This window comes from Vibrio sp. 1F255, assembly GCF_041439145.1.
GTDB classification, from domain to species: Bacteria; Pseudomonadota; Gammaproteobacteria; order Enterobacterales; family Vibrionaceae; genus Vibrio; species Vibrio crassostreae_C.
This window is the reverse complement of record NZ_JBGONQ010000026.1, coordinates 13,050-36,259: the sequence shown is the minus strand read 5'-3', so window position 1 is coordinate 36,259 and position 23,210 is coordinate 13,050. Positions and strand designations below refer to the sequence as shown.

Genomic DNA, 23,210 nt, shown 5'->3' with positions numbered 1-23,210 from the left:
GATTAGCTTTTGGAAGACTTGAGCTTATTAGCCTTCAGAGTTCAGTACGGCATCTAGCTTCGCCATCGAGTCTGAGAAGTAGGGGTTGTAGGTCAAACGCGCATGGTTCTTCCCTTCTTCACGATAGCCCCAAGCTGAGTACCAAACCTCACTGGTTGCATTGCATTGTTCTTCAAACCCTTCTGCCTGACCATTGGAGCAAATCTTCTCGCTACCATTGATTCCGTAATAAGGGTTGTTTGGTGAGAACAGTAAGCCCATGTGAGAGCCGTTCGAGATGCGTTGCTCTGGGATCTTCATGCTGTACTGAACAGCGCGAGGATCCTCGAGAGTCGTCTCTCCTTGCCAAACCAACACATTGTTTGGATTCGGCATAGATTCAGTAAAGGCTTGCTGAACGTAGTTGGTGTCAATCACGCTGTCGCCTTCACTCATCATAATAAAAACTGGTTTATCGAAGTGTTTATCTTGTAAGTCACCACGTACGACTTCTGATGTCTCGTAGTAAACCGATGCACCATTCATTGGCAACGAGTTGTAACGCAACACATTGTCTTCAGGATCTTGATCCGCCCAAGTGACAAAGTAGCTTGCTAGTCCCGCGTATTGAACGGCAGACGAGCTCGGTTGAAACGCAGGTGAGAACAGCAGTAACCCAGAGATCTTTGGATCGTTCATCGCCTGTGAAGTCACGAGGTTCGCGCCGGTTGAATAGCCGCCTAGCCAAACAGAATCATACTCTTGCTCAAGTAACTTCGTATGATGAGCCACCACACCTTGCCAATCTTCTAGGCTCGGCTGCATTAAATCACCCACGCGACTGCCGTGACCCGGAAGTAATACGGTTCTCACTAAGTAACCTTGCTCTGCCAAATGGGTAGCGATGTCTTTAAATGAGTAAGGTGAGTCGCCTAATCCATGAACCAATAATACCGCCTTGCCGTTTGGCGAGGTTGGTTGATACTCGGTTGGTGAATTGAGTTGGATCTCGAGTTGCTTGTCTTCCGTCATGAACACGCGGTTTTTCAATAACCAATCTTGTGTGTCATTGACGTAGGCATCAAAGCTGTCTTGCTGATAGCTAGGCAAGTCTGGAGATGTTTCGTAAGCGGGTATCGGTGTCTCGTTGGAACAACCAACGAGACTTAAAGTCGTTAAGGCCAGCAGTGCTAGGAGGGGCTTTCTTTGCATTATGTAATCTTGTCTCTGTTGTGCTTTCACTATGTCTGAAACTAAAGTTTAGGTTACTTTTTGCTTGAAAGGTCTTCGTATTCACCTTCAATAACACCGGCATCATTGGTTGATGACTGACGAGTGTTCATATGAGCTGCGAAACCTTGTTTCTTCATTTGATTCTGAATGCGCTTGCCAGTAATTAAAGCTGCAATAGCTAAAGGAATAGCAAGGATCAAGCTTGTGAATAACGCCAAAAGGCCAGTAAACAATGCAACAATCGTAACTAATATATTTTTCATATTCATTCCTCTTTTTCTATGTTGTTACTTTATCGCTTCTATTCTGAACGAAACATGAACGCCGTTAATAAATCTCTGAGAGTCACTATGACACGGATGTGTGCTGTTAGGGAGTTTATATGTAGTCATAATCACGCACTAAAAACATGGAATAAAACTAAGTTTAATAAAATCAATATGTTAAAAGTTGGCACGCTTGATGCTCTATAGGGGTTGGAATAAGTCACTGTAAGCAAAGTACTTACAGTTAATAAAAATTACTGGAGCCCTTATATGTTCTGTATTCAATGTGAACAAACAATTCAAACCCCAACCGTAAAAGGCTGTTCTTTCGCACAAGGTATGTGTGGTAAAACTTCGGAAGTATCCGACCTTCAAGACGTGTTGGTGCATTCTCTTCAAGGTGTTTCTTTTTGGGCCAATTTGGGCCGTGCGTGTGATGTTATTGATACTGAAATCGACGAGTGGGCGCCAAAAGCGTTTTTCGCAACACTAACCAACGTTAACTTCGACCCTGCTCGTATCATCGAATTCGCACAACAGTCCCATGAATTCAAGCAGCGTTTAGAGCAACAGGTTCGCGCGGCAGCGACATTGATTGGTTTTGAGATCCCAGCGCTTTCTGCTGCTGCTCAATTCGACCTTCCAACGGACTCTTCAGAGCTATTGGCGCTTGCCCCTCAAGCGGCGGTAAACCGTGGTCACGACTCTCAACACGAAGATGTGATTGGTCTTCGCCTTCTTTGCCTATACGGTCTAAAAGGTGCAGCAGCTTACATGGAGCACGCACGTGTTCTTGGTCAAACTGATAATGCTATTTTCGCTGAATACCATGAAATCATGGCGTTCCTAGGTACAGATCCATCAGACCTAAAACAACTGTTAGATACGTCTATGCAGATCGGCTTAATGAACTACAAGGTCATGGAAATGTTGGATAAAGGCGAGACAGATACCTTCGGTCACCCTCAACCAACAACCGTGAATGTGAAGACGAAGCGAGGTCACTGTATCCTTGTTTCTGGTCACGACCTGCATGATCTAGAAAAGATCCTTCAACAAACGGAAGGCAAGGGCATTAACGTTTACACCAACGGTGAGATGCTACCTGCACACGGCTACCCTGAACTAAACAAGTACCCACACCTTGCGGGTAACTACGGCAGCGCTTGGCAGAACCAGCAAAAAGAATTTGCGAACTTCCCAGGTGCGATCGTAATGACATCTAACTGTCTGCTTAACCCAGATGTGGGCTCGTACGCTGACCGCCTATTTACGCGTAGCATCGTAGGCTGGCCGGGTGTTGCTCACCTTGAAGGTGACGATTTCAGTGCAGTGATCGATTGTGCTCTTGCGCAAGAAGGCTTTAAGCATGACGAGATCGAGCAAATGATCACTGTCGGTTTTGGTCGTAACGCCTTGATGGAAGCAGCGCCTGCGGTTGTTGAACAAGTGAAAGAAGGCAACATCAAACACTTCTTCCTAGTGGGTGGTTGTGACGGCGACAAATCTGAACGTAGCTACTACACAGATTTCACAGCTCAAGCGCCAGAAGATTCAGTAATCCTGACATTGGCATGTGGTAAATTCCGTTTCAACAAAAACCAATTCGGCGACATTAACGGTATTCCACGTCTGCTCGATGTTGGCCAATGTAACGATGCATACTCAGCGATTCAGCTTGCTCTTGCGCTGTCTCAAGAGTTTGATTGTGGCATCAACGAACTACCACTAACACTTGTTCTTTCTTGGTTCGAGCAAAAAGCGATCGTTATCCTGCTTACTCTGTTCGCACTGGGTGTGAAAGGTATCTACACAGGCCCAACAGCGCCTGCATTCCTAACTGAAAACCTACTAAAGATTATTCAAGACGAGTTCGATATGCGTTCTATCTCAACGCCAGAGCAAGATCTTAAAACAATCTTAGCGGCTTAATCTAAGCCCACTCCCAAGCCCCGTTGTTGCTGTTCTCTAGGAACGTGCAGCGGCGGGGCTTTTTAGATTTAATTCTTTAGTATCAGTGAGGTGTGTGAACTATGTATGCATGGTCGGATAGCGATTCAATCAATTTAGTGTGTTTAAAGAAATGGCACGAGACGCCAGATACGGTCAGCTTTGAGCTTGGCAGTATTCCACAAGATTTACATTTCAATTTTAAGCCCGGTCAGTTCATCACCTTGGGTTTAGATATGCCGACGAAAACGGATTACCGTGCTTATTCCGTGGCTTCTTGCCCCGAAGATAACCGCCTGAAGTTGACGGTCAAGCGTGTGGAAGGTGGCTTAGTTTCGAACTTTATTGTTGATGAGCTTGATGAAGGTGACGAGGTTTCTGTGTTGAAGCCGGCAGGCTCGTTTAACTGTATTGATTGCATGCCAACGGCAACAAAGAAAGTAACGCTAGTGAGTGCGGGCTGTGGCATTACACCCGTAATGGCGATGGTAAAATATTGGCTGTCTCAAGACAGTGACAGTGACATTGAGATTGATTTCGTCCACATGGCACGCAACAAGCTTGAGACTATCTACTTTCAAGAACTTCATCAGCTCGATGAATCACATGCGAATTTCAACTTAAAACTGCTGTTAAAAGACAACGAAGGAACAACCGCCCCTCAAGGTCGTTTAGATAAAAACTGGTTGGTGAAACTGAGCCCAGATATCTTAGATAGAACGGTTTACCTGTGTGGGCCTGTCGGCTTCATGCAAGATATTGAGAGTTATCTGAAAGAGCTTGAGTTCAACATGGATAACTTCTATCAAGAAAGCTTTACTCCTGCTACTCAGGATGCTCAATCAGAAGCGTCAAACGCCGAAATTGCTGACGATACGAATAGTGCTGTTAAGGTATTTGTGCCTGCGTTCGGCGCTGAAGTTGAAGCGGAAACTGGCACACCATTGGCGGATTCATTAGAAAAAGCAGGCGTTCCAATTATTATCGCTTGTCGTAGTGGGATTTGTGGTTCGTGTAAATGCAAAGTGACCAAAGGATCTGTGGAATCAAGCAGCCAAGAAACATTGACGCCAGAGCAGATTGAACAGGGCTACGTGCTTGCATGTTCAAGCTCGATTCAGTCAGATGTTGAGGTTGAGTTATAACAGACGTAAAGCTGTGCAAGAGTGATGAAGACAAGATCTTATTATAGCGATAAAAGTTAGGGCGCTAGATGTAAAAAAGCCACCTAGATCAGTTAGAGAGAGCAGATCTAAGTGGCAACCCTCTTGTTTATACGGGGGAGTAAAACAAAAGGGGTTGCGAAGTCCATACAGACTTCGCAGATATAGTTATTATGTTGTGGAGCTTGTTGCGATGGACGTATCTACAAGAGCGAAGTTAATTAAACTTCTGGGTATGTCTTGTAGCGTACACCCATCATCTGTTCCATACAGTGAACAACTTGGCAGCTGTAGCCAAACTCGTTATCGTACCAAATGTACAGCACGGCACGGTTGTCTTGTGCGATAGTCGCCACACCGTCAACCACACCTGGGTGACGAGAGCCAACCAAGTCGGTAGATACAATCTCAGTCGAGTCTGTGTAATCAATTTGTGCAGACAAAGCAGAAGACAGCGCCATTTCACGCAGGTACTCGTTCAACTCTTCTTTGTTTGTGCCTTTCTCAAGGTTTAGGTTCGCAACTGCCATTGAAACGTTTGGCGTAGGAACGCGAATCGCATTACCTGTTAGCTTACCTTCCATTTCCGGCATCGCTTTTGATACTGCTTTAGCAGCGCCAGTCGATGTCAGTACCATGTTCAATGATGCAGCACGACCACGACGATCACCCGAGTGGAAGTTATCGATTAGGTTTTGATCATTGGTAAATGAGTGCACCGTTTCGATGTGACCAGACAGCACGCCAAACTTGTCGTGAACCGCTTTCAATACTGGCGTGATTGCGTTAGTAGTACAGCTTGCTGCAGAGATGATGGTGTCTTCTGGCTGAATAACATTTTCATTCACACCAAATACCACGTTCTTGATGTCGCCTTTACCAGGTGCAGTCAGTAGCACTTTCTTCGCACCGTTACACGCAACGTGTTGGCTCAGGCCTTCCGCGTCACGCCATGCGCCTGTGTTATCAACCACAAGTGCATTTTCAACACCGTAAGCCGTGTAATCCACTTCTTCTGGTTTGTTTGCGTAGATAACTTGGATGAAGTTACCGTTAACGATGATCGCTTTGCGTTCTTGGTCTACAACAATGCTGCCGTTGAATTGGCCGTGTACAGAGTCACGACGAAGCAGGCTTGCACGTTTTTCTAGGTCGCCATCTTTGCCGCCGCGTACAACGATTGCACGTAAACGCAGTGGGTACCCCGGGCCACTTTTCTCGATCAACAGACGAGTTAGCAGTCGGCCAATACGACCAAAACCGTACAATACAACGTCACGAGGTTCTGTCATTGCATCGCCTTCAAGCGATTCGATAAGTGCAGTTTGTAGGAAATCATCCAACCCATGTGTGTGTTCGCGATCTTGCCAGAATGAATGCGCAAGGCGACCAACATCAATACGACATGGAGATAAGTCCATAGAGAGAAGGTGTTGAATAATAGGTTGAGTCTGTTCTGCTGTAAGAGGAGAACCAGTGTAACGTTTTGCGATGCGGTGAGCTTTGATGATGTCGATAGTTGTCGCGTTAACTAAGGTCTTACCAAAGAGGATAACTTCTACGCCTTTTTGACGGTATAACTGACCTAAAGTTGGAGCGATGGATTCAGCAATGGTTTGACTAGTTTGCCAATCTAGGAGGTGCTTTTCGGGACTCATCTTTACTCGGGACCTTTCACGTTAAGTTTCTGCATTCATGGCGGTTGTAGGGAAGCCAATCAGCATAGGGGATTTGAGGCATCAGTCTGTGGTCTTTATTGCCACTTAAATGTGCTGATATACCTTGTGTGTAACTTGTAATTTTTATGTGGCAGGATTGTAAGGTACGACGGGTTATTCTGCTAGGAAAAATAAATGTAGACAAAATATCTGTAAATTGGCTTTATATTAGCCATAAATCAAGATTTGAACGTCGATAAAGACTATTGACTTTAATAATCTGTAGCACTTATTTTTCGTCAAAAAATACTCAATTCAAAGGATAATATGTAATACAGGTCATATTGAACATTAAAGGTGTGATCGCTAACTCAAGTTACACGTAAACAGTAAACGATAAATAAGGGAATTAACGAGTATTGATGTTTGACCTTTGAATAAGCCTAGCTTGAGTGTGAAAAGTGCATCACGCAAACGATTGGATGTCACAATTTTAACCTAACTATCCACTTTGTTAGCACGCAGAGTCATTATTCACAGTCTAGTTGAGCCGCAGAATGTGGATGTGTACTTGTTATGCCGGTGATAATAACTGGAGAAAACGTCTTTTGTTTACCTTTTGCTCACTGAAACCTCGCTTGTTTAAACCAGTCTTAATAAAAGCACGCCTTTCCGCTTTAAAGCACTTTTCTGGATACCAGTTGGCTTTAATTTTTCGTTCTGGGCTCAGAGTATCGTTTGTTCATATCCAATTTGATCAATAACCCTCTGTTAATGTCCTATTCTTAATTTGGGTTAGGTAAATTACTTTCGGGAAGGGAGTCGTTATAAAAATGATAAACATGTCAATTAGATGGCGTCTTATTTTTCTTTCCACGGTTTCTGTACTCATTATGTTCGGGTTTACAGTGAATGAAGTGCTTAAGAACGATGAGAAGATGAATCACCTTGAAACAACGCGTATTAAGGTCGAAGCGCTTCAATTTTTTAATACGGTTTCAAGTGATGCTTATCGATGGTTGGTGCTGTCTAATGATTCCCCTGAGAAAGGTCAGTTGCTTTTAACACTGCAATCAGAACTGGATAGACTGACTCAGTATGGAATGCGACTTCAACGGTTCGACAGCAATTGGAGTATTGACCCTCAGTTAGCTGAATTGAAAAAGTTGTTGATGATCCTAGCTAGTACACCTGAAACGACAGACAGCAGAAAATTGACAGAGCGCGCTTTCGACTTGTTAAAAGACGTGCTGATGGAGCTGTCCGAATATCGCATGGCTTTAGTCGATGGCAATATTGGTCAAGCGGAAGCGATGTTTATCAATCTTACGCATTATGTGTTTTGGACTCAGAGAGAAGCGTGGTTAAGCTTCAGTTTGTATCGCTCGCCCGAGCTAAGAAATCAATATTTATTGAGCTATGTAGGTGCGCTAGAGAGGCAGCAACAGTTGCTTGATACATTTTTCCGCTCTGATACTCGTTCACCTGAAATTAGGCAACTGCTAAACGCGGTCGCCAAAGATGATTTTCAAGACAAATTTATATCTCGAATCCTCAAAGGGGACTTTTCATCACCCGAAATATATCAACACTTGAAAAGCTTAGAGGTTAAAAAACGGGCTATTTCAAACGCGATTGGCGCTTACACCAATCAAATACAGTTTGAACTGACCAAGAATATCGCGTTGCAGAAAAGGCAAACCTTGGTCATGACGTTGCTTATACTCATCGCTTCTGGTGTTTTGATGTGGCTTGGGGTTGCGACATCTCTGCGCTTAAACAGAAACCTGTCGATTATCTTGAAAGGTGTGTCGGAATGCGCTGATAGCTACGGCCAGCCAAAGGTGATTCGTATCCAAGGGAACGATGAGCTTGCCGAGTTCACTGAAACCCTAAATCGAGTGATGGAACGCAACTATCTGCACAACAAAGAGTTGATAACAGCAAAAGAAGACGCGATTTCGGCTAACAAAGCCAAAAGCGCATTCTTAGCAAATATGTCACATGAAATACGCACGCCACTTAACGGGATCATTGGCATGGCTGAGATCTTATCTCAAAGCCAACTGAGCCCAAATCAACAAGAAGTACTGGGGGATATCGAATCGTCTTCTCACTCTTTACTGGTGCTGCTGAATGACATACTCGACCTGTCTAAAATCGAGTCGGGTAACTTGATGTTGTCACCACACAATGCTGATTTGCGAGAAGCGGTTTATGACTCTGTGAGTGTGATTCAGTCGAAAGCGATAAGTAAGGATATTGAGCTCGACATCAATATCGATTATCAAACGCCGTCACAACTGTTTTTCGATGAGTACCGCGTGAGACAGGTGCTGACCAATCTGCTTTCTAATGCCATCAAATTTACGTCTAAGGGCACAATTACAACTGACATTGCTTATACACCTATGTCTATGGGCAGGGGCAAGCTTGAATGCAGCGTGTCTGATACCGGGATTGGGATTGAGCCCGAGAAGTTAGAGTCCATATTTGAACCTTTCACTCAAGAAGATGGCAGCATTACCCGTCAATTTGGCGGTACGGGGTTAGGGCTTGCGATTTGTCGACAGCTTGTTGATTTGATGGGTGGTTACATTACCGCGCGTTCAGTGAAAGGAGAGGGCTCTACATTCACTTTTTGTTTGTATGTCGATGTTGTAGAAGCGCCTGTTCAAACTTTCGATAACCTGAGCCGAGCGACCATCATCTCGAACTCTTTCAATTACCTCGATCAGCTCGTTAAAGAGTGTGAGCGTTTGAATGTTCGAGCCAATGTGGTGTCATCCATTGCTGCTCTTAGTGAAAGTGTAAAAGAAAGTGACTTCATACTTTATTGTCATACCTTGCACCACTCTATGGAAAAAGATCTTGCGACGTTGAAGGTGATATATCCTCTTGCTCGCGTCATCGTTTGTCAGCATCACCTATTTAAAACCAACCTAATCAGAGAAACGGTCCACTCGACTCATACCTTGCCATTCTTGGGCCGACGTTTCTTAACCAGCTTACAATCTCTCGATGTGGGCGAAGAGCAAACGCCTCAAGTGGAAGCAAAAGATGAAGAAGTTCGCTCTCTGAATCGACGCATTTTGATCGTTGAAGACAATCTGATGAATCAAAAAATAGCGAGCTTCTTCCTTGAGCAAGCGGGTTATGAATATTTGATTGCCAGTAATGGCCAAGAAGCGGTGGATGTCATCACCCAGGGTGCTCAGTTTGATGCAGTCTTAATGGACTGCATGATGCCTGTTATGGATGGCATAACGGCGACTCGTGCGATACGTCAGTGGGAAGCCGATCAACAAGTCACACCATTACCCATCATAGCTTTAACCGCCAGTGTTCTAGAAGAAGACATCAAAGATTGTTTTGAAGCCGGTATGAACGCCTACTTACCTAAACCCTATAAATCTCACCAGCTGTACGATCTTTTCAGTAGCCTTGATATTGTCTAGGGCTCCCGTATCAAGGCTAGCGCGGCGCTACTTAACGAACTTCCAATCCAAGGTTGTATTGTGCAAGGCAACGACCGACATAGCTGATGTTCAGCAAGGCTGCGACTAAGATGGTGCTGATGTGGGCGACGATTTGAATTGGCAGTGAGAAGTGATCGGCCATTGGATAAGCAACAATAATACTGAGAAGCATAAGCAAGGTTGTGATAGCTAGACTGAAGTTTGAAACAGAAAGCAGAGTTTGAAAGCGTTGAGTCATCGTCTTCATATTGAATTGCTATTAATAATTATGATACTTGTTATTAATATCAATTAGCGTTCCAGTTTTAATTTACATTTAAAATCATAATCTTATGTAATTCCGCTTGTTTTTAGAGTCTAAGTGACACGTGCGAATTGCAGGTCTTTATGACTTGATCGTGTTTCTTTACCATTGTCTAAACCCACAAGTATCGATGTGGAATCGAACACCTGAATATAAACCAAGCCCAACATTATTTTTTTGCCCGAATTCCGAATGAATCTTTTTAAGTTTCACGTGTAGATCTTCGCGAGTAATGTCATTTGCAGGCACTAGGTCTAAGGCACAAAACTCTAAGTGCTTACTTCGCAGTGCACCACCAGCTTGTTGATTGTAGATATCGGTTCGCTCTCCAGATACTGGTATAACAACACCGATTTCAGGCTCAATATATTGTTGTATGTACTTCAGGGTATTGATCATGTTTGGCACATGTTTCTTATTTGGGAGGGTAAACAAGGTTGTATTACTCATTGCCCAATCCGTCCCTTGCAATAGAACGAGATGCAGAGGCATGCTCTGAGTAACGCCATTGTCCTTGAGTTGTTGTCCGATTGCTCTCACTTGGTCTTGAGCGTGATTGAGGAGCATCCAACCTCGAAATGCTGATCGGGTCGGAACCTTGTAGCCATGAACATCGACCACGAGATCGTCATAAGTGATTTCGGTTTCTTCGGTATAAAGTTTCTCAAATTTTTCAGGGTAAGGTTGTGTCGTTGATAACGCCAAGGTTATCAGAATACTTCCGTACATAAAGTCTCTCCATCGCTAGTGTACACTCGTTATTTAGTTTGATACTGCTGTTGAGTTTCATTCATTTTGCTTAGGTACGCTTAAGCCTAGACGGTTAGGTTTAGATGCTTAAGTATAGACGCTGGAGTTTAGGTAAAAAAAACCCACTACTAAGAGTGGGTTACTAACATTGTTACAAGTAAATTAGCGAGGTTAGATTACTTCTTACCTTGGATTTGCTTGTCTTCTTCTGTCAGTTCACGAATGCGACGGCTGATGTCACGGCGAGCTTTAGAAATCTCAGCGCTCTTGATGATGTGGTCATCAACACGGTCTTCGTAGTCAGCTTTCATATTTTTGATAATGCCTAGGATCTCGTCGTGGGTCATCTCTGGCTTGATGTAATCAAGTAGGTTATCAAGAAGGTCGACACGCTTACGGTTGTCACGAACTTTCTTTTCGTTGTCTAAAAGTTCACGCTTAAGTTTGTTCTTACGTCGTGCTTGGTTAACAATTTCAAATACGCTGCTCATAGATTCCTTTTCCTATTCGTCAAATACGTTGTCTGCTTCTGATTAAAGCACATCAATTGATGATGTAACAGTCTTTAGATCAAAGCAAAAGTAAGGTTGTTTAATTATTCGTCACTCTCGCTGATGTGTGATTGTTTTTATCTTACCGTTCAAGTTAGTATCCCATGTAGATACTGCATTGATACGAAATGTGAAATGAATCAACAACAATTGGAAAACGAAGAATTGGACGAGAATGTCACTGAATCTTCAGCAGAACAAAACAAGCTTCGTGATGCGTATGTACAAGAGCGTACTTATTTGGAAGTCGTGGAAATAGAGCTAAACCGTTCTAAGATCATAATGATTGATGAACAGGGCAGAAAGAAACGAGTACCAATTTTGTCTGAACACTAGTTACTGCATTGTTAGGTGTTGAGATGGAATTATCAAAATAATAAAAAGGAAAAACGATGAACACAGTACTTTCCCCAATTGAAGCGAGAATTATCGGTTGTTTGATCGAGAAAGAAGTCACTACTCCCGATCATTACCCACTGACACTGCACAGTTTAACCACGGCATGCAATCAAAAGAGTAACCGTGAACCTGTTCTCTCTCTTTCTGAGTCAGATGTTTTAGATGCAGTTGATGGTTTAATCGGACGTCGCATGGTGAGTGATGAGAGCAGCTTCAATAGCCGTGTTAATAAGTATCAGCATCGTTTCTGCAACACTGAGTTCGGCGATCTGCAATTTACAGAGCAAGAGCGTGCAATCATCTGCTGTATGTTATTGCGCGGTGCGCAAACACCCGGTGAACTTCGTACTCGAACGGGTCGCCTTGCAAACTTTAGTGATGTGAAAGAAGTAGAAGCAACATTAGACAAACTCGCTGCAAGAGAAGCAGGTGCCTTGGTTGTGAAGCTGCCACGCGAAGCGGGTAAACGTGAATCACGCTACCAGCATTTGTTTAGCGGTGAAGTGGACGTTGAAGCGTTTGCGATGGCATCAGTAAGCGCGGCTGCCCCCTCTGCAACGAGTGAAAAGTTTGAAGAGCTTGAGTCTGAAGTTGCAAGCCTACGAGCAGAAGTGGCAGAGCTTAAGGCTCTGGTTGAATCACTGCTTTAAATGTCAGATGCTGATAAAAATGCGGATTGGGTCGTGTACTTGATCCGCAATCGTCACAATGCCCTTTATTGTGGCGTGACGAACAATCTAGAACGTCGATTTGAACAACATCAAACCGGTAAAGGCGCCAAAGCTTTAAAAGGTAAAGGCCCACTTAAGCTGGTTTGGAGCTTTGGTGTTGGCTCAAAAAGTGAGGCGTTGAAAACCGAATACGCGATCAAGCAGTTGCCCAAATCCCGCAAAGAAAAACTGGTATCACTCAAACTGATTATTGAGTGGCAAAAAGACAAAATTCAATATATCGAAGTCTCATAATTCATAGCTAAAATGTTTGTTATTGATTAAATCTTAATAGTGTAAGGAGCTATATCGGCTCTAGCTAAGCTTATGAATTTAAATGGTAATTACTCTTACCGTGAATGGGCTGAAATCATAATTTAACTCGTTGTTCTTAATCTCCATTCCAAATTAACATATTGCTCATTTAGACTGTCGTTCTAATTAGTGTTAGACGCTATCATTTATCATCGTTGTCCTACATAATATCCATTAGCCATACAAAGAGATGGTGTCATGCTAGGTTAAAAAATGAGCCAAAGTAGCTCATATAAAACGAGAAAAATATGAAACGTTTACTGATGTTGTTTGGACTTGCCGTATTTTCTGCGTCCGCTCTTTCCCATGGTACTCATGTCCTCAATAGGTACTGGGAATACCAAGATTATCTTTCCACTTTTCCAGAACAAAGAGCATTGACCGATAAAATGGTCGAGGCTGTACAAAATCACCCTGTGCCACTGAGAAGAATCCAAGACGAACCAATTACGATTTCCGTGGTGTATCCGGGCCAACAGATCTCGGATTACTGGGTTCGTAATATTCAAGCTTTTGAGAAGCGTCTCGATAGGCTGAAGATCCGCTACCAAATAAATCAAGTATTTACCCGTATTAATGCCGATCTCGCGCAGCAGAGTATTTCGTTGCAAGAAGCGATTGAAAACAAGACGGATTATTTGATTTTCACGCTAGATACCACGCGCCACCGCAAGTTTATCGAGCACGTGTTGACCTCTACAGACACCAAACTGATTCTTCAAAATATCACGACGCCAGTGCGAGCTTGGGCAGATAGACAGCCATTTATGTATGTGGGTTTTGACCATGCGACAGGCAGCTTAAAACTGGCGGACTATTTTAAACAAGTAAGTCCGCCAGACAGTAAGTATTCTGTTTTGTATTACTCACAAGGCTATATCAGTGATGCGCGTGGAGATACTTTTATCCATGAAGTGAATACGGTTACCAACTTTACCCTTAAGTCTTCGTTTTACACAAAATCAAACAAAGACAGTGGCTACCAAGCGGCTAAAATCAGCATAGAGAACGATAAGGATCTAGACTTTATCTATGCATGTTCAACGGATGTCGCTCTCGGTGCAATGGAAGCGATTCGTGAATCGGGCCAAGACATCTTAGTGAATGGTTGGGGAGGCGGCTCTGCTGAACTTGAAGCCATTGCAAGGGGCGACCTAGATGTTACTGTCATGCGTATGAACGACGATACAGGCATTGCAATGGCAGAGGCGATCAAGTGGGATCTAGCTGGTTTGGAAGTGCCTACCGTTTACTCTGGTGAATTTGAAATTGTCACCAAGGAAGATTCCCCAGAACGTATTTCAGAACTTAAACAGCGAGCATTTAGGTACTCAGGTCACTAATGAAGAAAAGTTACGCCAGTACACCTAGAAACACTTTAGCTAGACTCATTACGCGTATCGTTATTTTGGTGATAGGCGTGATGGCACTTGGCGTGCTTATTCATAATTATGAAACCAGCAGTAATATCGTACAGCAAGAGACGAATCGAACGGTACAGCAAACCTCAAGCCTGATCCAAAACATGTTTGATTATCGTTTGTCGGTGCTGCAAATCCATCAAGACAGTAGCTCACACAGTGAAACTCTCAGAGAGTATTTTGATACGGGTAATGACGAGACTCTGAGCTACTTTTTCTTTGGTGTTGACCAACGTGAACCGGATCATGCACCAGATTTACGCTTTGTATCAACCCACGATGGTTTGGCTTGGGAAGACGGCAACAGTCAATTTTATGGTTTGGATGAGTCCAACTTAAAGCATATTTCTGATGAGGTTTCGTTCAGCAGTAATTGGCATTTTATTAAACTGAGGACAGATATAGGTAAGCGTCACTTGTTGGCTCGCCGTACCCCTATTGTTGATAACGCTACTGGGGAAGTCCTTGGTCAACTCTATATCGCCATTGTGCTTGACAACAACTTCTCTTTGGCTGAGTCAATCCAACAGGGCAGTAATAGCGAAAATATCGTGATTGAAGCGCACGGTACACCGGTGACATCGACATTCAGTGGTGATGAAAGCTACACCATTACTGACATCCTCAATTACCAAATGTACGAACAGTTGCCGCGTCATTTCGTTACCATCGCAACCATTAAGATTAGTGCTGTTGAAACTCCTTTAATCATTCGAGCTGTTCAAAAAAATAATAATTTCATTGCGTTAGAAGAGAATTATCAGCGTGCGATCATCGTGGTGATTGTGGTGATCATATTGATGTCTTTTTTTGCTCGAACTTGGATTCAAAAGAGAGTCTCAGCCGAGCTTGATAAGCTAATGGACTTTACTCGTTCGGCAAGTGCTAGCGAAGAGTACAACAAGTTCGATGGCTCTAACATTTTCGAATTTCATCATATTGGTTGTACTCTTGAAGACACCTTTGAGCGCTTATCTGAACAGAATCAAAAATTCCAAGATCTCTTTAACTTTGCTCATTCGCCTATCTTAGTTTGGTCTGAAAAAGGCGATTTGATTCAGATGAACCCCGCCGCTCGCATGGCGTTGTTCGATGCTGATGACAATTATGGTCCAATTGCCCAAGAGTTTGAGCAGCGAATGCTGCCTAATATTCAAATGGTGGTTCAGGGTTCTAAACTGACGGGTATTAACGTACCCATTGGTGAAAAGGTGTTTCGTTGGAACATGTCTGCTATTCGCGTGGAACACGGCATCACAGGAGTGGTGGTACAAGGGCAAGATATTACTAAGCTAATCGAGGCGGAAAGACAGGCTGATCGAGCAAGAGAAGAAGCTGAGCATCTTGCGAATGTGCGAGCAGACTTCTTAGCTAAGATGAGTCATGAGATTCGCACGCCGCTCAACGGTATTCTCGGTGTGTCTCAGCTGCTCAAGCGCTCTATGCACAATGAAGATAATCGCGAGCAGGTGGATGTACTGTGTAATAGTGCGGAACATTTACTGGCGGTACTTAACGATATCTTGGACTTCTCAAAGATTGAGCAAGGGCAGTTTAATATTCAAAAGAAAGACTTCCGTTTAGGGGAGTTAGTTAATACCTTAGACAGCATCTATCGACCGCTGTGTGAAGATAAATCCGTCGAATTTACCATTGTGAATCACTTGGTTGATGACATTGAAATCAATACCGACCAAGTACGCCTCAATCAGATCATGTTTAATCTGTTGAGTAATGCTTTTAAATTCACTCATCAAGGCGGTATCTCCGTCAGCTTTGAGCTCGAGAGTATCTTTAACTCCGATCACGCCAGCTTGATCGTTCGAGTGAAAGATTCTGGCATTGGTATTGATGAAAGCAAAATTGATGCTGTTTTTGAACCCTTTGTTCAAGCCGAAGAGACCACCACTCGTGAATATGGTGGCACTGGTTTAGGACTTACAATTGTAAAAAATCTGGTCGATATGCTGGAAGGGGACATTCAAGTCCGCAGCGTGATAGGTCAAGGCTCAGAGTTCACGATAGAAATTCCTGTAGTCGTACACGCCAAGCCGCTATTAGTCGATGCTAAGCAACAAGCTGAGGTTGAGCCAGAGGCGTTGTTTAGTCGACCTTTGAATGTGTTGCTGGTGGAAGACAATCACACCAACGCCTTTATTGCTCAGGCTTTCTGTAAGAAATATGGCATGGTCGTCACCTGGGTAAAAGATGGCTTAGAAGCGATTGAGATGGCTAAGACGATTACCTATGACTTGATCTTGATGGATAACCAACTCCCTAATCTCGGTGGTGTTGAAACCACTCAGCAGCTAAGAGGTGAGATTGGTGTGTCAGCCCCTATTTATGCGTGTACCGCTGATGCTCAAGAGTCAACTAGAGACAGCTTTATGGCCGCAGGGGCGAATTACGTGATTGTAAAGCCGATTAAAGAAGAGTCGCTCCACCAAGCGTTTGTTCATTTCAAAAACTCATACTGGAATGACACAGAGCACTAGGCTTTAACTTAGTGCTCTTTAATGGAGTCTGTTGAAGAGAAGTAACTAATTTTCTGCCTTTATATCGAGCCAGCGACAAAGGCTTGTTCCAATAGCAGCGTTTTCAACTCATCACTCATATCTAGGTGTTCAGGGAATTGGATACCTAGCAGCCAGCCTTGTCTTTGCCTTTTCTTACTTACCACCTTGTAGACAAGATCGTCATCTAAGTACTCATTTAAGTCAGAATTGACTTTTATCTTCCAGCCGACATCAATATCTGATTGCTGGGTAAGATAGATACCGCACCCTGACGCTGAAAAGTCGACTAGTGTGGCATCCAGCGACAAGGTATCAAAAGTGACTTCACAGCTGAGACGTACTTTATACCTTTCGTGTTCACGAATAGGCTTGGTTGCAAAGTTTGAGGGTGGGCGAAGGAAGATTAGATGTGCTGGAGAGGTGATATGAGCCAGTACATTGGTTTTGAACGCGACAATGTGCCCAAGTTCGGTGTCGGTAATCGCACGAACAATAATATCAACGTTTGTGAGCTTTCTCAGCGTCAGTGCTTCTGTCGCTTTTTGCGTAAGCTCTAGGATGAGGTACTGATCTTCTTTGTGTCCGATATAAAGTGTACTGATCTGGATTGAGTCGTCTGGGCCAAATTCCAATACACCTGCTGTTTTTGTACCTGGCTTTAGGTATCTGAACAGTTCTAAGTTTTTATCTTTATGCATATTCGTTACTGAACAATGTTAATCGTTTGATAAAATAATATAACGCCCTGATAAAACTATGTCATTAGTTTCATTGAAGTAATTAGCAGCGTACAACAAAAAAGTGAATCGCTATCTCAAGTAAACAACGGCTTACTCTTGTCGTAAAACAAGATACACTGCTGACAGATATATACTTGATGGAGAAATAGTAAATGGAACTGGAAACCTTATTGAATACTCTGGCTGAAACCCCAGAGGCCGTGCAATTTGAAGATACAATGCAAGTGATCGAAGCTCACTATGATTTTTCTGAGCGCGAATTTCGCAATGGTGAGGTAGTGAACGCTGCAGGGCAGAATAATGGTTCGTGTAAGATTTTTGCTTTTGGTTTAGAGCAAGGCCTATCAGCAGAGCAAACACTTGCTTGTTTTGGTCAATTTTATCGTAACGACGTGCTAGGTTTTCCTGAGAACAGCGACCATCAAAATATTCGTAACTTTATGGTTCATGGCTGGAATGGTATCCAGTTTTCTCAGCCTGCGCTGGTTGCAAAAGTGAAGTAGACACTAACCAGGTAACGATTAGGTCGAAATTTAATCTCAGTATTTTGAAGCGAGAAAACAACCTCTCGCTTTTTTTGTCTATGTTGAACTGGCTAGTAACTTGCTATCCAGTAACTTACTAAATGGGCTCTAAACTACTGAACGGGCAGGGCAGACAAGCACTTACGACACATACAAACTCCAGCCTTTGGAATATCGCTAGTATCTCGTTTTTCTAACTCAAAACACCAACACGTCTCTTTGCCCGCACTGATATCGCATTGAGCTGGCTCATTACACTGTGGACATTGGTGAGTCGAACTCGCGCCACTAAGATTATCCATAACCGACGTTTGCTCTTCTTCAGATAAGCCTTTCCAACCTATAATTTCATCCATTGTTCGAAAGCAGCCACTACACATTCCGCCATTATTTTTACAAGCCGCTCGGCAAGGTGTTTTCATTTCTCTAACCTGTGATTCATTTGGGCTGAAATGTAGCATATTTGTTTCTTCTTGAAGAGCCGTTAAGCTAAGAAATTACTCAGTTAAATTTAGAAATGACCTCGTAATTTTTAGGCTTTTCATGTAGCATCTCGCCCCTTTTGTTGAGTGGGGGGATATTATGTTTATTGGATTTGATTATGGAACAGCGAACTGTTCTGTCGCGGCGATGGTTAATGGAGAGCCAAGCCTGTTACCGCTAGAAGGTAACAACCACTATATTCCCTCAACCGTGTTTGCGCCTACTCGTGAGAGTGTTTCTGAACATCTATTCCGCCACTTGAATATCAAGCCGAGTGATGCGATCGGTGAGCAAGTACTACGACGTGCGATTGCGCTGAACAGAGAAGAGAGTATCGACTTAGTGCCAGAAGACATGGCATTTGGTCAGGCTGCGTTGGACTTATATTTAGAAGACCCTCGCGATGTTTATTATGTTAAGTCCCCTAAATCTTTCCTTGGCGCGAGTGGACTGCATGATGTGCAGGTGAGCTTTTTCGAAGATTTAGTGTGCGCCATGATGGCAAATATCAAGAATCAAGCCGAACTCACGACTCAAGAGCAGATCAAGCAAGCTGTTATCGGCCGACCAATTAACTTCCACGGTCGAGGTGGTGAAGAGGCGAACAGACAAGCTGAAGACATACTGTCTCGCGCAGCTAAGCGTGCCGGTTTCCTTGATATCGCTTTTCAATTTGAGCCCGTAGCCGCAGGCCTTGATTACGAAAGCACATTAACTGAAAACCAAACAGTATTGGTTGTTGATATTGGCGGTGGTACCACCGATTGCTCATTATTAGAAATGGGACCAACGTGGTCTGGTAAAGCGGATCGTACCCAGAGCTTGTTGGCACACAGTGGGCAAAGGGTAGGGGGGAATGACCTCGATATCTATCTTGCATTCAAACAACTGATGTCACCTTTTGGTATGGGCAGCAAAGGCATTTCGGGTATTGATATGCCACTGACTCAATTCTGGAACCCAATTGCGATTAATAATGTTGAAGCTCAAAAGAACTTCTATTCAAGAGAAAACCTAGCGGCATTAAAATTACTTCGTAAAGAAGCGTCAGAGCCTCAAAAGCTAGAACGTTTGATGAAGGTTTATCACGACACTTTGGGTTACGGTATTGTGCGTAGAGCGGAAGAGGCCAAGATTGCGCTGGCAGAATCCCCTCAATATCGTGCTGCGATTAATGTTGCCTCTGAACTGGTCGAGGTAGATATCTCAGTCGAACAGATGGTTGAAGCGATTGAAACACCAAAGTCTAAGATGATTGAGTTGGTTAAAGAAGCGATTCAACAAGGCCAGAAAAAGCCAGACGTAATCTACATGACGGGTGGTTCCGCTCGTTCACCGATACTTCGTGAAGCCGTACAACAAGCTGTGCCGAATGTACCGATTGTGAGTGGTAATTACTTCGGTTCAGTAACTGCAGGTTTAGCTCGTTGGGCTGAGGTTTGCTTCAAATAAGAGTTCAATGATGAGTTATGAAGGGCAACCAGTCGCTGATTGGTTGCCCTTTTTTTGTTTTTCTCTAATGAACTTTCTATTGAACGATTTTTCCTAGCTCATATTGGGATTTGTTTCACAAAGCTAAATATTTCAGCTGAGCTCTACGTGTTACAAAATGTTTCAAAGACAAAGGCGAGCCTCTCGATGGTCTGATGAGTTACCTTGGGTTTAGATTTTTAATGCTTTTTTAGTGATTATAAAATCAAAAATAATCAAAGTATTTATCTCAAAGAATGAAAGGAGATCCCAGCAATTGTCGTGTTAATCAACTGTTTTAAAAGGTATTTTTGTTTTTTATAGTGCGATTTTTTTTATTTTATATATTTTAATGCAACTTTTTTGTCATTCGTATATTAGTGTTTGCCTACTTGTTAAATGCAGGTAACAACTTCTCCGTAAGCACGAGGTTGTTAGTGAATAACTCACCCAGTTACATAATGGATATGACAATGAATAAGAAACTTTTAGCGCTAGCAATTTCTGGTGCAGTATTTGGTACACAGGCAGTTGCAGTAGAACTTTACAACGAAGACGGCACAACATTCTCTGTTGGCGGCCACGTTTCAGTTGCAGTTGGTGATGTAAACAGCGATGACCGCCTTAACAGCGACGACATCGGTGTAGAAACTGTTTCTCCACGTATCAACTTCGGTGCAACTCATGAACTTGGTAACGGCTTTACTGCTGATGCTAAAGGTGAATGGGCGCTAAACATGCTAGACGGTGGTGATCAGTCATTCACAACTCGTCTTGGTTACGTTGGCCTTTCTCACGACGATTATGGCCGTGCAGCAGTAGGTACTCAATGGGCACCTTACTACAACGTTGCTGGTGTAGCAGATATGCCAATCGCATTTGCGAATGACTTCATCTACGACGATCACGGTAATCTAGGTACTGGTCGTGCTGAAGAGATGGTGAGTTACGGCAATGCTATCGATTTTGGTAACGCTGGTTCTCTAAACGTAGGTGTTGCATGGCAAGGCCGCAAGACTGATAAAGTTTCAGATACAAACACAAACAAATACGGTAACCGTGCTCAAATTGCATTGAACTACGCAATTGCTGATTTCACAGCAAACTACGCATACAACACTGGTGACGTTACATTTGGTAACATTGGCGGTGGTTCTAAAACTGCTGATTCTAACGTAGTGAGTGCTACTTACGGTTCTTACGGTTCTGAAGGTCTATTCTTAGCTGGTGTTTATGCTATGAATAACTACATGAACTCAAGCGCTGGTGTTGCTTTAGAAGAGACAGTTGCAGTTGAATTACTTGCTTCTTACGCACTTTCTAACAGTCTGAACTTAAGCGTTAACTACGAAGCGGTAGAAGACGACAAGAACAGCGAAACTGTATACAGCACTTCAGCTCTACAAGCTGAATACAACTTCACATCTCAGTTCGTAGGCTTTGCTGGTTACCAGTTCGACCTACAAGGTTCTGGCGTGTACAAAGAAAAAGCTGATGACCAGTGGCTACTTGGTGCTCGTTACTACCTATAAGTCGCAGACTTATTTAGCATAGTGTTTACTCCTTAAGTTTACCTTTTAGGATACTGTCCTAGACACCATGCTAAGCCCTCTCAAGCCTTTGGTTTGAGAGGGCTTCTTTCGTTTTAATGCTCTTCAAATTTAACTGCCTACTTTAGTTTCATTTTCTCTAATTTATGTAAGCCGATGACTCTATTCCTGCTGGGTCGGTCGAGGTATACACCGATATTTACCTAAAAGCATTCAAATCAATGAATTGAGCTAAAGATCAGAATTTAGATATTGGTAACCATCTTGTCGAAGACTCTCATTTTATGATGCGCTAAACTCTGCTCTCTAAAAATAGTTCAGGGATAAACTATGAGCAGCGTTGTAGATCAGAAACAATTGATGAAGTCGAAACGAACAGCAACCCCAACAAAAGTACTGTGTGTTGGGCGTAACTATGTCGATCACATTGAAGAACTTAACAATGCGATTCCTGACTCTATGGTGGTGTTTAATAAACCAAGCACCAGCGTGACTTCCTCTCTTTCTTCGTTTCATCAAGAAGCACTGCACTATGAAGCTGAAATCTGCTTTATCGTTGAAAATGGCCAATACTCAGCCGTGGGCTTAGGGTTAGACCTCACCAAGCGTGAGTTGCAAAGTAGCTTAAAAGCGAATGGCTTACCTTGGGAACGCGCCAAAGCTTTTGATGGCTCAGCCGTATTTAGTCGCTTTGTTCCAATTGATAACTTAGACCTTGCAGACTTAAACCTAGAGTTGTTTATTAACTGTGTTCGTGTTCAGAAAGGACATGTTGAGCAGATGCTTTACTCTCCAAAAACTATCCTAGAAGAGCTGTCTTCTTATACCACCTTACTAGACGGCGATGTTGTGATGACAGGTACGCCAAAAGGTGTTGGTGAGGTGCATCGAGGTGATATCTTCCTTGGTCGCCTAAAGTGTGGCGATACGACATTGATTGAGATCGAATGGGTAGCAAGTTAATTAGTCTTTTCTATTTAGTTAATAAATTGGCTTTGTCGCTTAATGTTGGTTTTTAATTCGATTAAATAAACGTCGAACAACTGATTGCATCTGGAAGGGTGTTGGTAATTGATATAAAATCCGCCTCCGTTTTTATTAATGCTGACCCTCATGATCGACTTAACCATTTTACCTGTCTACCTGACTGCCGTTGTTGCACTTCTTCTTTTACCTGGCCCTGATATGTTACTGATTGCGAGTTCAAGCATGAGCTATGGCCGTAAGGTCGGCGTGTTTGCAAGCCTAGGTAATGCGACTTCTGGAATCATTCTGACAGTATTAGCGGCTATGGGTGTATCAGCGTTGATCGCAATGAGCCCAATAGCGCTTAAAGCTCTACATTTGTTAGGCGGCGCGTACTTGTTGAAGATGGGATGGGACTGCCTGCGAACAGAGCAGGGTAACGCGCCTGAGTTAAGCGATAACTTTGCAGCAAAAGCCTACTATCAAAGAGCATTGATTAGTAACCTGCTTAACCCTAAAGCGTTGGTTTTCTTTGTGATGTTTCTGCCTCAGTTTGTGTCGACGAATATTGAAGCGACTTCCGGTCAGCAGATGCTTGTTCTGGGTTTATTACTGAATGTTCTCGGCTTAACGTTTAACTTTTTGCTGGTGGCGTTAGTGGGTACGATTGGTAAATCTCTCGTAGAAAACGCGAAGTTTCGTACCTATCAACAGAAAGTCATGGGCGGAGTTTTCATCGTGTTAGCTATCTGGATGTTGTCTTCTTTCTTTACTTCGTAGACG

The 23,210-nt window shown here is 43.2% G+C and carries 21 protein-coding genes; 13 read left to right on the top strand and 8 right to left on the bottom strand.

The annotated features are described in order from the left end of the window. Positions 1 to 27: 27 nt before the first annotated feature. Positions 28 to 1,191 carry a carboxylesterase gene (locus tag ACED41_RS14760; protein WP_017061778.1) on the bottom strand — a complete coding sequence of 388 codons (1,164 nt, stop codon included), beginning with the start codon at positions 1,189 to 1,191 and terminating at the stop codon, positions 28 to 30. A 53-nt stretch (positions 1,192 to 1,244) separates the two neighbouring features. Continuing rightward, on the bottom strand, positions 1,245 to 1,475 hold the full coding sequence (locus ACED41_RS14755; RefSeq protein WP_017061777.1) for a hypothetical protein: 231 nt from the start codon (positions 1,473 to 1,475) through the stop codon (positions 1,245 to 1,247). A 273-nt stretch (positions 1,476 to 1,748) separates the two neighbouring features. On the opposite strand from ACED41_RS14755, the gene hcp reads away from it, so the two are divergent. Both hcp and ACED41_RS14745 read left to right on the top strand, forming a co-directional pair. Next, complete coding sequence (gene hcp, locus ACED41_RS14750) at positions 1,749 to 3,410, top strand: hydroxylamine reductase (RefSeq protein WP_017068651.1); 1,662 nt, start codon at positions 1,749 to 1,751, stop codon at positions 3,408 to 3,410. Positions 3,411 to 3,511: 101 nt separating this feature from the next. Then, complete coding sequence (locus ACED41_RS14745; protein ID WP_136982710.1) at positions 3,512 to 4,573, top strand: hybrid-cluster NAD(P)-dependent oxidoreductase; 1,062 nt, start codon at positions 3,512 to 3,514, stop codon at positions 4,571 to 4,573. 239 nt (positions 4,574 to 4,812) lie between these two features. On the opposite strand, the gene ACED41_RS14740 is transcribed toward ACED41_RS14745, so the two are convergent. Beyond that, a complete protein-coding gene (locus ACED41_RS14740) occupies positions 4,813 to 6,249 on the bottom strand; it encodes a glyceraldehyde-3-phosphate dehydrogenase (RefSeq protein ID WP_371725198.1) in 1,437 nt (478 codons plus the stop codon). Positions 6,250 to 7,142: 893 nt separating this feature from the next. On the opposite strand from ACED41_RS14740, the gene ACED41_RS14735 reads away from it, so the two are divergent. Beyond that, positions 7,143 to 9,707 (top strand): ATP-binding protein, encoded by a 2,565-nt coding sequence (locus ACED41_RS14735; RefSeq protein ID WP_065585008.1) that lies wholly within the window; start codon positions 7,143 to 7,145, stop codon positions 9,705 to 9,707. 31 nt (positions 9,708 to 9,738) lie between these two features. On the opposite strand, the gene ACED41_RS14730 is transcribed toward ACED41_RS14735, so the two are convergent. The 3 genes from ACED41_RS14730 to ACED41_RS14720 all read right to left on the bottom strand — a co-directional run bounded on the left by ACED41_RS14730 (position 9,739) and on the right by ACED41_RS14720 (position 11,273). Next, positions 9,739 to 9,975: a hypothetical protein gene (locus ACED41_RS14730; protein WP_017061772.1), complete on the bottom strand. Its 237-nt coding sequence runs from the start codon at positions 9,973 to 9,975 to the stop codon at positions 9,739 to 9,741. 159 nt (positions 9,976 to 10,134) lie between these two features. Beyond that, positions 10,135 to 10,761: a D-Ala-D-Ala carboxypeptidase family metallohydrolase gene (locus ACED41_RS14725; RefSeq protein ID WP_017066096.1), complete on the bottom strand. Its 627-nt coding sequence runs from the start codon at positions 10,759 to 10,761 to the stop codon at positions 10,135 to 10,137. 197 nt (positions 10,762 to 10,958) lie between these two features. Beyond that, the gene (locus ACED41_RS14720) at positions 10,959 to 11,273 is read right to left on the bottom strand and encodes a DUF496 family protein (protein ID WP_004742367.1); all 315 of its coding nucleotides are present in this window, start codon (positions 11,271 to 11,273) and stop codon (positions 10,959 to 10,961) included. Between the two features lie 195 nt (positions 11,274 to 11,468). Here ACED41_RS14720 and ACED41_RS14715 point away from each other — a divergent pair, with 195 nt between their 5' ends. The 5 genes from ACED41_RS14715 to luxQ all read left to right on the top strand — a co-directional run bounded on the left by ACED41_RS14715 (position 11,469) and on the right by luxQ (position 16,673). After that, positions 11,469 to 11,669 carry a hypothetical protein gene (locus tag ACED41_RS14715; protein ID WP_017061770.1) on the top strand — a complete coding sequence of 67 codons (201 nt, stop codon included), beginning with the start codon at positions 11,469 to 11,471 and terminating at the stop codon, positions 11,667 to 11,669. Positions 11,670 to 11,725: 56 nt separating this feature from the next. Next, positions 11,726 to 12,382 (top strand): YceH family protein, encoded by a 657-nt coding sequence (locus ACED41_RS14710; RefSeq protein ID WP_371725197.1) that lies wholly within the window; start codon positions 11,726 to 11,728, stop codon positions 12,380 to 12,382. Next, positions 12,383 to 12,697, top strand: a complete 315-nt coding sequence (locus ACED41_RS14705; RefSeq protein ID WP_017061768.1) for a GIY-YIG nuclease family protein — start codon at positions 12,383 to 12,385, stop codon at positions 12,695 to 12,697. 308 nt (positions 12,698 to 13,005) lie between these two features. After that, a complete protein-coding gene (locus ACED41_RS14700) occupies positions 13,006 to 14,100 on the top strand; it encodes an autoinducer 2-binding periplasmic protein LuxP (RefSeq protein WP_029235787.1) in 1,095 nt (364 codons plus the stop codon). After that, on the top strand, positions 14,100 to 16,673 hold the full coding sequence (gene luxQ / locus ACED41_RS14695) for a quorum-sensing autoinducer 2 sensor kinase/phosphatase LuxQ (RefSeq protein WP_029235262.1): 2,574 nt from the start codon (positions 14,100 to 14,102) through the stop codon (positions 16,671 to 16,673). The genes ACED41_RS14700 and luxQ overlap by 1 nt, the downstream gene beginning before the upstream one ends. A 59-nt stretch (positions 16,674 to 16,732) precedes the next feature. Here luxQ and ACED41_RS14690 read toward each other — a convergent pair whose 3' ends face one another. Then, positions 16,733 to 17,392, bottom strand: a complete 660-nt coding sequence (locus tag ACED41_RS14690; RefSeq protein WP_017066093.1) for a PilZ domain-containing protein — start codon at positions 17,390 to 17,392, stop codon at positions 16,733 to 16,735. Positions 17,393 to 17,586: 194 nt separating this feature from the next. Here ACED41_RS14690 and ACED41_RS14685 point away from each other — a divergent pair, with 194 nt between their 5' ends. After that, positions 17,587 to 17,937 carry a HopJ type III effector protein gene (locus ACED41_RS14685; RefSeq protein ID WP_017061764.1) on the top strand — a complete coding sequence of 117 codons (351 nt, stop codon included), beginning with the start codon at positions 17,587 to 17,589 and terminating at the stop codon, positions 17,935 to 17,937. A gap of 134 nt (positions 17,938 to 18,071) precedes the next feature. Here ACED41_RS14685 and ACED41_RS14680 read toward each other — a convergent pair whose 3' ends face one another. Then, positions 18,072 to 18,380, bottom strand: coding sequence for a DUF1289 domain-containing protein (locus tag ACED41_RS14680; RefSeq protein WP_080582242.1), 309 nt, complete (start codon positions 18,378 to 18,380; stop codon positions 18,072 to 18,074). Positions 18,381 to 18,540: 160 nt separating this feature from the next. Between ACED41_RS14680 and yegD the strand changes: the two genes are divergently transcribed. The 4 genes from yegD (at position 18,541) to ACED41_RS14660 (ending at position 23,207) form a co-directional block, all read left to right on the top strand. Beyond that, positions 18,541 to 19,893: a molecular chaperone gene (yegD, locus tag ACED41_RS14675; protein ID WP_017064846.1), complete on the top strand. Its 1,353-nt coding sequence runs from the start codon at positions 18,541 to 18,543 to the stop codon at positions 19,891 to 19,893. Between the two features lie 491 nt (positions 19,894 to 20,384). Next, positions 20,385 to 21,443, top strand: a complete 1,059-nt coding sequence (locus ACED41_RS14670; protein WP_371725196.1) for a porin — start codon at positions 20,385 to 20,387, stop codon at positions 21,441 to 21,443. Positions 21,444 to 21,791: 348 nt separating this feature from the next. Then, positions 21,792 to 22,424, top strand: coding sequence for a fumarylacetoacetate hydrolase family protein (locus tag ACED41_RS14665; protein WP_371725195.1), 633 nt, complete (start codon positions 21,792 to 21,794; stop codon positions 22,422 to 22,424). A 150-nt stretch (positions 22,425 to 22,574) separates the two neighbouring features. Further along, entirely contained in the window at positions 22,575 to 23,207 is a 633-nt protein-coding gene (locus ACED41_RS14660; RefSeq protein ID WP_017068640.1) for a LysE family translocator, read from the top strand. Positions 23,208 to 23,210 lie beyond the last annotated feature (3 nt).

What these genes read in the sequence shown, in the direction of transcription:
- ACED41_RS14660 (WP_017068640.1), top strand. Translation starts at nt 22,575, where the DNA reads ATGATCGACTTAACCATTTTACCTGTCTACCTGACTGCCGTTGTTGCA.
- ACED41_RS14685 (WP_017061764.1), top strand. Translation starts at nt 17,587, where the DNA reads ATGGAACTGGAAACCTTATTGAATACTCTGGCTGAAACCCCAGAGGCC.
- ACED41_RS14725 (WP_017066096.1), bottom strand. Translation starts at nt 10,761, where the DNA reads ATGTACGGAAGTATTCTGATAACCTTGGCGTTATCAACGACACAACCT.
- hcp (WP_017068651.1), top strand. Translation starts at nt 1,749, where the DNA reads ATGTTCTGTATTCAATGTGAACAAACAATTCAAACCCCAACCGTAAAA.
- ACED41_RS14705 (WP_017061768.1), top strand. Translation starts at nt 12,383, where the DNA reads ATGTCAGATGCTGATAAAAATGCGGATTGGGTCGTGTACTTGATCCGC.
- ACED41_RS14680 (WP_080582242.1), bottom strand. Translation starts at nt 18,380, where the DNA reads ATGAAAACACCTTGCCGAGCGGCTTGTAAAAATAATGGCGGAATGTGT.
- ACED41_RS14710 (WP_371725197.1), top strand. Translation starts at nt 11,726, where the DNA reads ATGAACACAGTACTTTCCCCAATTGAAGCGAGAATTATCGGTTGTTTG.
- ACED41_RS14715 (WP_017061770.1), top strand. Translation starts at nt 11,469, where the DNA reads ATGAATCAACAACAATTGGAAAACGAAGAATTGGACGAGAATGTCACT.
- ACED41_RS14690 (WP_017066093.1), bottom strand. Translation starts at nt 17,392, where the DNA reads ATGCATAAAGATAAAAACTTAGAACTGTTCAGATACCTAAAGCCAGGT.
- ACED41_RS14735 (WP_065585008.1), top strand. Translation starts at nt 7,143, where the DNA reads ATGTTCGGGTTTACAGTGAATGAAGTGCTTAAGAACGATGAGAAGATG.
- ACED41_RS14745 (WP_136982710.1), top strand. Translation starts at nt 3,512, where the DNA reads ATGTATGCATGGTCGGATAGCGATTCAATCAATTTAGTGTGTTTAAAG.
- luxQ (WP_029235262.1), top strand. Translation starts at nt 14,100, where the DNA reads ATGAAGAAAAGTTACGCCAGTACACCTAGAAACACTTTAGCTAGACTC.
- ACED41_RS14760 (WP_017061778.1), bottom strand. Translation starts at nt 1,191, where the DNA reads ATGCAAAGAAAGCCCCTCCTAGCACTGCTGGCCTTAACGACTTTAAGT.
- ACED41_RS14740 (WP_371725198.1), bottom strand. Translation starts at nt 6,249, where the DNA reads ATGAGTCCCGAAAAGCACCTCCTAGATTGGCAAACTAGTCAAACCATT.
- yegD (WP_017064846.1), top strand. Translation starts at nt 18,541, where the DNA reads ATGTTTATTGGATTTGATTATGGAACAGCGAACTGTTCTGTCGCGGCG.
- ACED41_RS14720 (WP_004742367.1), bottom strand. Translation starts at nt 11,273, where the DNA reads ATGAGCAGCGTATTTGAAATTGTTAACCAAGCACGACGTAAGAACAAA.
- ACED41_RS14730 (WP_017061772.1), bottom strand. Translation starts at nt 9,975, where the DNA reads ATGAAGACGATGACTCAACGCTTTCAAACTCTGCTTTCTGTTTCAAAC.
- ACED41_RS14670 (WP_371725196.1), top strand. Translation starts at nt 20,385, where the DNA reads ATGAATAAGAAACTTTTAGCGCTAGCAATTTCTGGTGCAGTATTTGGT.
- ACED41_RS14755 (WP_017061777.1), bottom strand. Translation starts at nt 1,475, where the DNA reads ATGAAAAATATATTAGTTACGATTGTTGCATTGTTTACTGGCCTTTTG.
- ACED41_RS14700 (WP_029235787.1), top strand. Translation starts at nt 13,006, where the DNA reads ATGAAACGTTTACTGATGTTGTTTGGACTTGCCGTATTTTCTGCGTCC.
- ACED41_RS14665 (WP_371725195.1), top strand. Translation starts at nt 21,792, where the DNA reads ATGAGCAGCGTTGTAGATCAGAAACAATTGATGAAGTCGAAACGAACA.